The sequence below is a fragment of the Falsiroseomonas sp. HW251 genome (assembly GCF_050563545.1).
Taxonomy (GTDB): domain Bacteria; phylum Pseudomonadota; class Alphaproteobacteria; order Acetobacterales; family Acetobacteraceae; genus Falsiroseomonas.
Window position 1 is genome coordinate 180,258 of record NZ_JBNXUM010000014.1, and the last position, 7,053, is coordinate 187,310.

General features: G+C 70.8%; 6 protein-coding genes. 2 read left to right on the forward strand and 4 right to left on the reverse strand.

The window, feature by feature from the left end:
* Positions 1-14 precede the first annotated feature (14 nt).
* From arsC to ACLF3M_RS18425, 4 genes are read right to left on the reverse strand one after another with little or no spacing between them, the layout of a single operon-like run.
* Positions 15-425: an arsenate reductase (glutaredoxin) gene (gene arsC / locus ACLF3M_RS18410; protein ID WP_430658425.1), complete on the reverse strand. Its 411-nt coding sequence runs from the start codon at positions 423-425 to the stop codon at positions 15-17.
* Positions 422-1,126 (reverse strand): aquaporin, encoded by a 705-nt coding sequence (locus ACLF3M_RS18415; protein WP_430658426.1) that lies wholly within the window; start codon positions 1,124-1,126, stop codon positions 422-424. Before ACLF3M_RS18415 ends, arsC begins: the two co-directional genes overlap by 4 nt.
* Positions 1,123-2,571, reverse strand: coding sequence for an FAD-dependent oxidoreductase (locus ACLF3M_RS18420; RefSeq protein WP_430658427.1), 1,449 nt, complete (start codon positions 2,569-2,571; stop codon positions 1,123-1,125). Before ACLF3M_RS18420 ends, ACLF3M_RS18415 begins: the two co-directional genes overlap by 4 nt.
* Positions 2,568-2,930 (reverse strand): ArsR/SmtB family transcription factor, encoded by a 363-nt coding sequence (locus ACLF3M_RS18425; RefSeq protein WP_430658428.1) that lies wholly within the window; start codon positions 2,928-2,930, stop codon positions 2,568-2,570. The genes ACLF3M_RS18420 and ACLF3M_RS18425 overlap by 4 nt, the downstream gene beginning before the upstream one ends.
* Before the next feature lie 958 nt (positions 2,931-3,888).
* Here ACLF3M_RS18425 and ACLF3M_RS18430 point away from each other — a divergent pair.
* Together ACLF3M_RS18430 and ACLF3M_RS18435 are read left to right on the forward strand one after the other, a co-directional pair.
* Positions 3,889-4,617 (forward strand): protein-L-isoaspartate O-methyltransferase family protein, encoded by a 729-nt coding sequence (locus ACLF3M_RS18430; RefSeq protein ID WP_430658429.1) that lies wholly within the window; start codon positions 3,889-3,891, stop codon positions 4,615-4,617.
* Positions 4,618-4,987: 370 nt separating this feature from the next.
* Complete coding sequence (locus tag ACLF3M_RS18435; protein WP_430658430.1) at positions 4,988-6,463, forward strand: HWE histidine kinase domain-containing protein; 1,476 nt, start codon at positions 4,988-4,990, stop codon at positions 6,461-6,463.
* The last annotated feature ends 590 nt before the right edge of the window (positions 6,464-7,053 follow it).

The following is a 7,053-nucleotide window of genomic DNA, read 5'->3' on the forward strand; positions in this document are numbered from 1 at the left end:
GGACGTCGCGGGGCTCACGCCCGCTGCGCTGGCACGCGCTCGCCATCCTCCTTTACGAAGTCCTGGGGTAGCGGCGCCTCAAGCAGATCAAGCACGACTTCTGACGGCCTGCACAGTCGAACGCCCTTCGGCGTCACGACGATCGGGCGGTTGATGAGGATGGGATGCGCCTCGATGGCGTCGAGCAGCGCATCGTCCGTTAGATCCGGATCATCGAGGCCGAGGGCATCGTAGGGCGTTCCCTTCCGGCGCAGGACGTCGCGCAGCGTCAGGCCCATCCGGTGCACCAGATCCAACAGCTCCTCCCGGCTGGGCGGCGTCTTGAGATACTCGATCACCACCGGTTCCGTGCCCGTCGCGCGGATCATCGCCAGCGTGTTGCGCGACGTCCCGCAGGCCGGGTTGTGGTAGATCGTGACTGTCACGGCCGGGCCTCCGCCTTCCGAGCGATGGGGTGGGAAGCTGGCTCGCGCAGCAGCCAGCCGGCGAGCGCGGCGGCGATCAAGGCGCCCGCGAGCTGCGCGGCGACGAAGCCCGGCAGGTCGGCCGGCCGGATGCCCGAGAAGCTATTTGTGAGAGACCGCGCTACCGCGACCGCCGGATTGGCGAAGGAGGTCGAAGCGGTGAACCAGTACGCGCTGGTGATGTAGAGGCCGACCAGCCACGGGACGGCTCGCCGGTCGAAGCGAACGCCGGCGAGGATCACCAGCACCAGGCCGAAGGTGGCGACACCTTCCGAGAACCATTGCGCCGCCCCCCAGCGCACCTTGCCGGACAGCTCGGCTAGCGCGCGATCGAACATGAGGTGCGCGACGGCGGTGCCAGCGACGGCGCCGGCGAGCTGCGCCAGGACGTAGAGGCCGGCGTCACGACGCGGCAGTTCGCCCCGCACTGCGACGACCAGCGTCACGGCGGGGTTGAGATGCGCGCCGGAAACCGGGGCGAGGACAGTCACCAACACGACCAGCATGGCGCCGGTCGCCAGCGTGTTGGCGAGCAGCGCCAAGCCGACATCCGCCGTCAGCCGCTCGGCCATGATGCCGGAGCCGACGACGGCCGCGACCAGCAGCGCGGTCCCAAGCGCCTCGGCGACGAGGCGGCGGGGCAGGTCGAAGGCGGCCGTCACGGGCAGCAGGACGCCTCGGCGGGTGCATCCGCCTTCGACGTGCAGCACGTGCCTTGTGCTGTCGCCGGCACGGCGACGGTTGCGACCGAGGCCGGCGTGCAGCAGCCCGAGGCCATCTCGACCGCTTCGACCGGCGCCGCCTCCGCGCCACAGCAGCCGCCCGCGGCGACGGCCTTCACCGAGACGCGCGGCTTCGCCGGCCCGGCACAGACGCCCGTTTCCGGCAGCACCAGCTCGACGCGGCGCGCGGCCTGCTCGTCGCCTGCGAGGTGGGCGGCGATGCTGCGGACCTGCTCGTGGCCGGTCGCCAGCAGGAAGGTGGGCGCACGGCCATACGCCTTCATGCCCGCGATGTAGAAGCCGGGCTCCATGGGATGGCGCAACTCGGCCTCGCCATGCGGGCGGACGGTGCCGCAAGAGTGCAGGTTCGGGTCGATGAGCGGCGCCAGCGCCGGCGTCGCCTGCACGGCGGGATCGAGCGAGAGGCGCAGTTCCGAGAGTGGCGACAGGTCGGGGCGGAAGCCGGTAGCGCCGACGACGCGGTCCACCTCGACTACATGCGGGCGGCCGTCCAGCAGCCCCTCGACGCGGATCGCGCCGCTGGGCACATCCACAATCCGATGAACCAGGAAGGGCGCGAGCGCCGCGACGCGGCCTTCCTCGACGAGCGCGCGGGCCCGCGCACCGAGCGCCGCGCGTGCAGCGAGGCCGTCATTCTGTCCGCCGCCGAAGTTCGCCGCCGACAGTGGGCGGCGGAAGGCCCAGGTGATGGTCGTTCCCGGCACCTCCTCCACGAGCGCGGCCAGCGCCTCGACAAGGTTCATGGCGGAGTGCCCGGCACCGACGACGAGGATGCGCTGCCCGGCGTAGGTGGCTCGGTCGCGGCCAAGCGCGTCGGGGATTCCGTGCGCGACGTGGCCGCGCTCGCCCGGCGCGGGAAGGCCATGCGCGCCGACCGGATTGGGGCTGCCCCAGGTGCCGGAGCAGTCGATCACGGCGCGCGCCTCGATCTCCTCAACGTCGCCGTTAGCCTTCGCGACCTGGAGAATGAAGGGTGCCTCCTCGCGCGAGCCGTTGCGCTGCAGGTCGTGGTGGCGGCGCGACACCCCGATGACCCGCGCGCCGAGGCGGAGCCGCGCGGCGACGGCGGGATGCGCGGCCAGCGGCACGAGGTAGTCGCGAAGGAGTTCGTCGCCGGTGGGATGCTGGTCCGGGTCGGGCGCCGACCAGCCGGTCTGGCGGAGCAGCCGCACCGCGGCCGCGTCGGTGTTGAACCGCCAGGGCGAGAACATGCGCACATGGCTCCATTCCCGCACCGAGGCTGCGGGGGTTGCGCCAGCGTCCAGCAGCAGGGGATCGAGGCCCCGCTCGATCAGGTGGGCTGCGGCGGCGAGACCTACGGGGCCGGCGCCGATGATGGCGACAGGCAGGGGATCGCGGTTCATCGGGCTTTCCTTTTCAGGGTGGCGATCGGGGGCTCGGTGCTGGTGGCGGGTGCCTTCGGCACGCAGGCGGAGACGCCGCGGCCGCAGCAGTTCTCGGTCAGGAAGCCGACCAGGTCGTTCATGGCGGTGAAGTCGGCGGCGTAGATGATCTGGCGCCCGACACGGCGCTGCGTCGCGAGCCCGGCGCGCAGCAGGTGTTGGAGGTGGAAGGTCAGTGACGAGGCGGGGATGCCGACCTGCTCTGCGATGAGTCCGGCCGCCAACCCATCAGGGCCGCGCTCCACGAGGAGGCGATAGACGGCAAGGCGATGCTCGTGGGCGAGCGCACCGAGAGCGGTGATTGCGCGGCTGGCGTCCATTCGGCCACTCCAACCCTTCGATGAAAGTCGAAAGTAAGGCAAGCTGCGGAGGAGTCAACCACATTCTGCGAAATATCGAAGGGACGGCCCCGCCCTGCTGCAGCACTCCTGCACGGCATCGGGTGGGATCGTTGTTGGCGCGCAGTGGTGCGGGAGTATGGAACTGCACCGGTCATTTTCCGGGGGACCTCCGCGCCGACCTAGACGGCCTCGGTTTCACGGGGAACGGGACCTACAGCGCCGCCGTGAGGTGGCTGCGGCGGCGCTACTGCTTGTAGGGCGCTTCCGTCATCCAAATGGGACCCTCATAGAAACTGGGGCGGCCTATATAGCGGCCGCCCCTTCACCGTGCCTTCTTTGATGCAGGGAGGCGTCACGCGGCGGTCGCCGCGCGCGCAGACCCAGAACGCGGCATTCTCCTCCGTGCCGATCTTCACCCGCCGTTCGACGCCGGCCTGCTGCGGATCGAGGACGTCGTCGTCCGGGTCGGGGCGTCGAACTGCGCGGTTCTCGACGGGGTCAGGCTTCGCGAACCTGCAAGGCTGGCGCGAGGTGGTCCATCTACAGCGCCCCGGCCCGCCAGAAGCTGAACACCTCGCCGTTCATGACGATGGAGTGGTCGCGTGCGGCGCGATGCCCAAGAGGGCACCGCATCATTCACCTCCAAGCTCATTCGCCCTTTCCCCTGTAGCGTGTGGGGTCGGCTTGCTCCTGCGGTCGCCGTTGAGCTTACTTCGCCCGCCCTGTCACTCTGGCGCACACCTCGGCCAGGTCAGGCCACCCAGGTAGGAGGTCCCGGCACCATGACGGACCGCATTGCCAACCTGCGGGCCTTCTTCGCCCGCTACGTCGCTGCCAAGGGCGGGGCGCGCGATCCGAGGATCGAGGCGGCGTTCGCCGCCGTGCCGCGTGAGCCATTCGCCGGACCGGGGCCCTGGTCCATCCTCGTGGTCGGGCCTTGGACGCCGAGGCCGGGGCCGCCAACGCCTACGTGCGCACGCCGGATGATGACCCCGCCTTCCTCTACCAGGATACCCTCGTGGCCCTCGACCCGGCGCGCGGCATCAACATCGGCGAGCCTGGACTGCACGCCCGCTGCCTTGATCAACTCGCGCCACGCGAGGGCGACGTGGTTCTGCATGTCGGCGCCGGCGCTGGCTACTACACGGCGCTGCTCGCCCACCTCGTCGGGCTCTCTGGCCGCGTCCACGCTTACGAGATTGACCCGGCGCTGGCGGCGCGCGCTGCCCGGAACCTCGCGCGCCTGCCGCAGGTGACGGTCCACGCGCGGTCCGGCATCGCCGATGACCTGCCCGCCGCGAACCGCGTCTACGTCAACGCCGGCACCACCCAGCCGAGCCGGGCTTGGTTGCGCGCGCTGAAGCCTGGCACTGGGCGGTTGCTTTTCCCGCTGCAGCCCGTCGGTGGCTTCGGCGGCATGTTGTTGGTGGAGCGACCCATGACCGGCGAGGCTTGGCCCGCGCGCTTCGTCACGCGCGCCGCCTTCATCCCATGCGAGGGCACCCAGCAGGACGCCGCCCAAGGCCAGCGGCTGGCGACGGCCTTCGGGCGGGGGGACGCGGACGCCGTCCGCTCGCTCCGCCTTGTGGGCGATCCCGATGCATCCTGCTGGTGCGCTGGCGACGGCTGGTGGCTCTCGACCGCCGACCCACCGCAGGCCGGGTAGGCATCTCGGCCAGCTCGCCGTGGTGCGGGATGGCGTCGGCCGCGACGGCGCGCCGGTCCTGATCCATGAGGGACTGGGGCGGCCGAATGACGGGCGCCGCGCGGACGGCACAGGCGACGGTGCTGAGCGCCAGGCGCAGCCGCCACAACTGAGCACCTGGTCGTTCCCGACGACGAGGTGGTGCTGCAGCGTCATGCGGTGGGCACGCCGAACGCGAACTTGACTTGCGCTACAGGGGCACGCGGATCGACCGGGAGGGCTGGTGCAAATATCGTGCGCCACCCAATCTGCCCACGAGAAAATGTCCCGACCTCAGACAGGCACAAAGGGCGTTACGATGGGCGGCGGGGGCGGGCGGCGTGGGCGCGGCGTGACGATCATTCTTTGCGGTTACGCTACCGTGACTGCCGCCTTACTGCCGTTCGCCGCCGATCCGGGTCCGGCACTTCCCTCAATCACCCCCGCCTTCGTCGGCGTCACGCTGGCGACGGAACTGCCGACGAGCTTCCTCCTGTTCGCCAGGTTCCGCGCGACAGGTGCGTGGTCCACCTTGCCACTCGGCTGCGCGTATCTCTACGGCGGCGCCATGGCGGTGCTGCACGCGCTTACCTTCCCAGGCGCCGTCCTGCCCGACCGGGCGGTCCTTGGCGCTCCCCAGTCGGCTGCCTGGGGCTACCTGCTCTGGATAAACGGCTTCGCCGCCCTCACCCTCGCCGCCACCGCCGTTGAGTGCTTCGCCCCCGGTGGGCGCATCGGCCCAGGCCGGGCGGGGCGCGTTGCCTCGATCGCCGCCGCAGGCACCTTGGCCGCGTCGCTCGCGATCGCCCTGATGGCGACCGGCCTCGCCGACGCCATGCCGCCGCTGATGCGCGGAGGGGAGTGGACCGTCCTGAACAAGGCAATGGGCCTTCTCGCCTTCACCATGCTCGGGGCAGGCATCGCACTCGCGCTGTCGCGGGCGGGGCGGCGGAACGACCTTTTCCTCTGGCTCGCGGCAGCACTGACGGCGTTGCTCGCGGCCAACCTGCTCTCCCAGGCGGGTGGGGGGCGCTATTCCGTGGGCTGGTCGGCCGGGCGATTGAGCTGGATCGCATCGACCTCGATCCTCTTCCTCTTCTTCCTGACCGAGGCCGCCCGGCACGCACGCCTCCTTGCCGCAGCGCGGGACACACTCGAGCAGCGCGTCGCGGACCGCACGGCCGAACTCGCGCGGGCCCTGGCGCAGCGCGACCGGCTGCTGCGCGAGGTGGACCACCGCGCAAAAAACGCGCTCGCGGTGGTGCAGTCCATCGTCTCGTTGAGCCGCGCCGACGCGCCGCAGGAGTTCGTCTCTGCCTTGAACGGGCGGATCGCGGCGCTGGCGCGAGCGCATGGGCTGCTCGCGCGCGAGGGCTGGACCGGCGCCGACCTCGGCGACCTGGTCGCGGCCGAGGTCACCCCCCATGCGTCCCTGGGCCGGGCCGAAGCCTCAGGGCCTCCGGTGCGTCTCGCACCCGAGGCTGTGCAGCCTCTTGCCCTGGTGCTGCACGAGCTGGCCACCAACGCCGTCCGGCACGGAGCATTTTCGGTTCCGGCCGGGGCAGTGCGGACCGCCTGGGAGGCGGACGGGGGCGCCGGCGTGCTGCAGCTCCGCTGGGAGGAGCGGGGAGGGCCACCGGTTGCAGGCCCGCCGCCGCGGCGCGGTTTCGGTCTGCGGCTGTTGGAGACGACGGTGCGCAGGCAGCTTGGTGGGGATCTTACCTACTACTGGGTCGAGCCGGGCCTCATCTGCGACCTACGCATGCCATTGAAGAAGGCCAGCCAGTCGGGCGCAACTACGGAACGGCCAGCAAATCAACGAGCTTGACCTCGATAGAACCCGGAATGAACTCTCGCGAGGCTCTATCAGCACTCCCCACCCGCGTGTTTCGACGGTGTGGGGCGGGGCGGTCAAACGATCCGCACGATTGGCCACGACGCGCCCGAGGTGCTCGCCGAAAGTGGATACAGGTCGATGGCCCTCGGCAGCGACGTGGGTTTGCCCCGCGCGGCTGCTTGTGCTGCAGGTTCCCCCGCGATATGCCAACTTGCTGCAACAACGATGGTGTCTTCTCCGGGGGGACGGGACATTTTCGGGAAGGACGAGCCGGCGCGCCTGCGTGCCCTCGCGCAGGACTGCCGCGACCTTGCGAGGCGTATCAGCTTTCGGCCGGACCGCGAGCGGCTGCTGGAGCAGGCGCGCGCCTTGGAAGCGTCGGCCGACAACCTGGAAGCCTGTCAGGCGGCCAAGCTGAGCCGCGCGCCGGACGTGCCAGCCCGGCCGCGAAGCACCAAAGGGCCGAGGTAACGGTCAGAACCGCCGGGTGATGTAGCCGTTCCGGCGAGATGCTGGCCCGACGCCTGTTCCGCCCCGCAGTCCTGCGCGCCTTCTCCACGCCCGGCCGCTGGGGGGTCTCG

Excerpts from the sequence above, each read along its gene's own strand:
- ACLF3M_RS18420 (WP_430658427.1), bottom strand. The coding sequence starts at position 2,571 with ATGAACCGCGATCCCCTGCCTGTCGCCATCATCGGCGCCGGCCCCGTA.
- ACLF3M_RS18425 (WP_430658428.1), bottom strand. The coding sequence starts at position 2,930 with ATGGACGCCAGCCGCGCAATCACCGCTCTCGGTGCGCTCGCCCACGAG.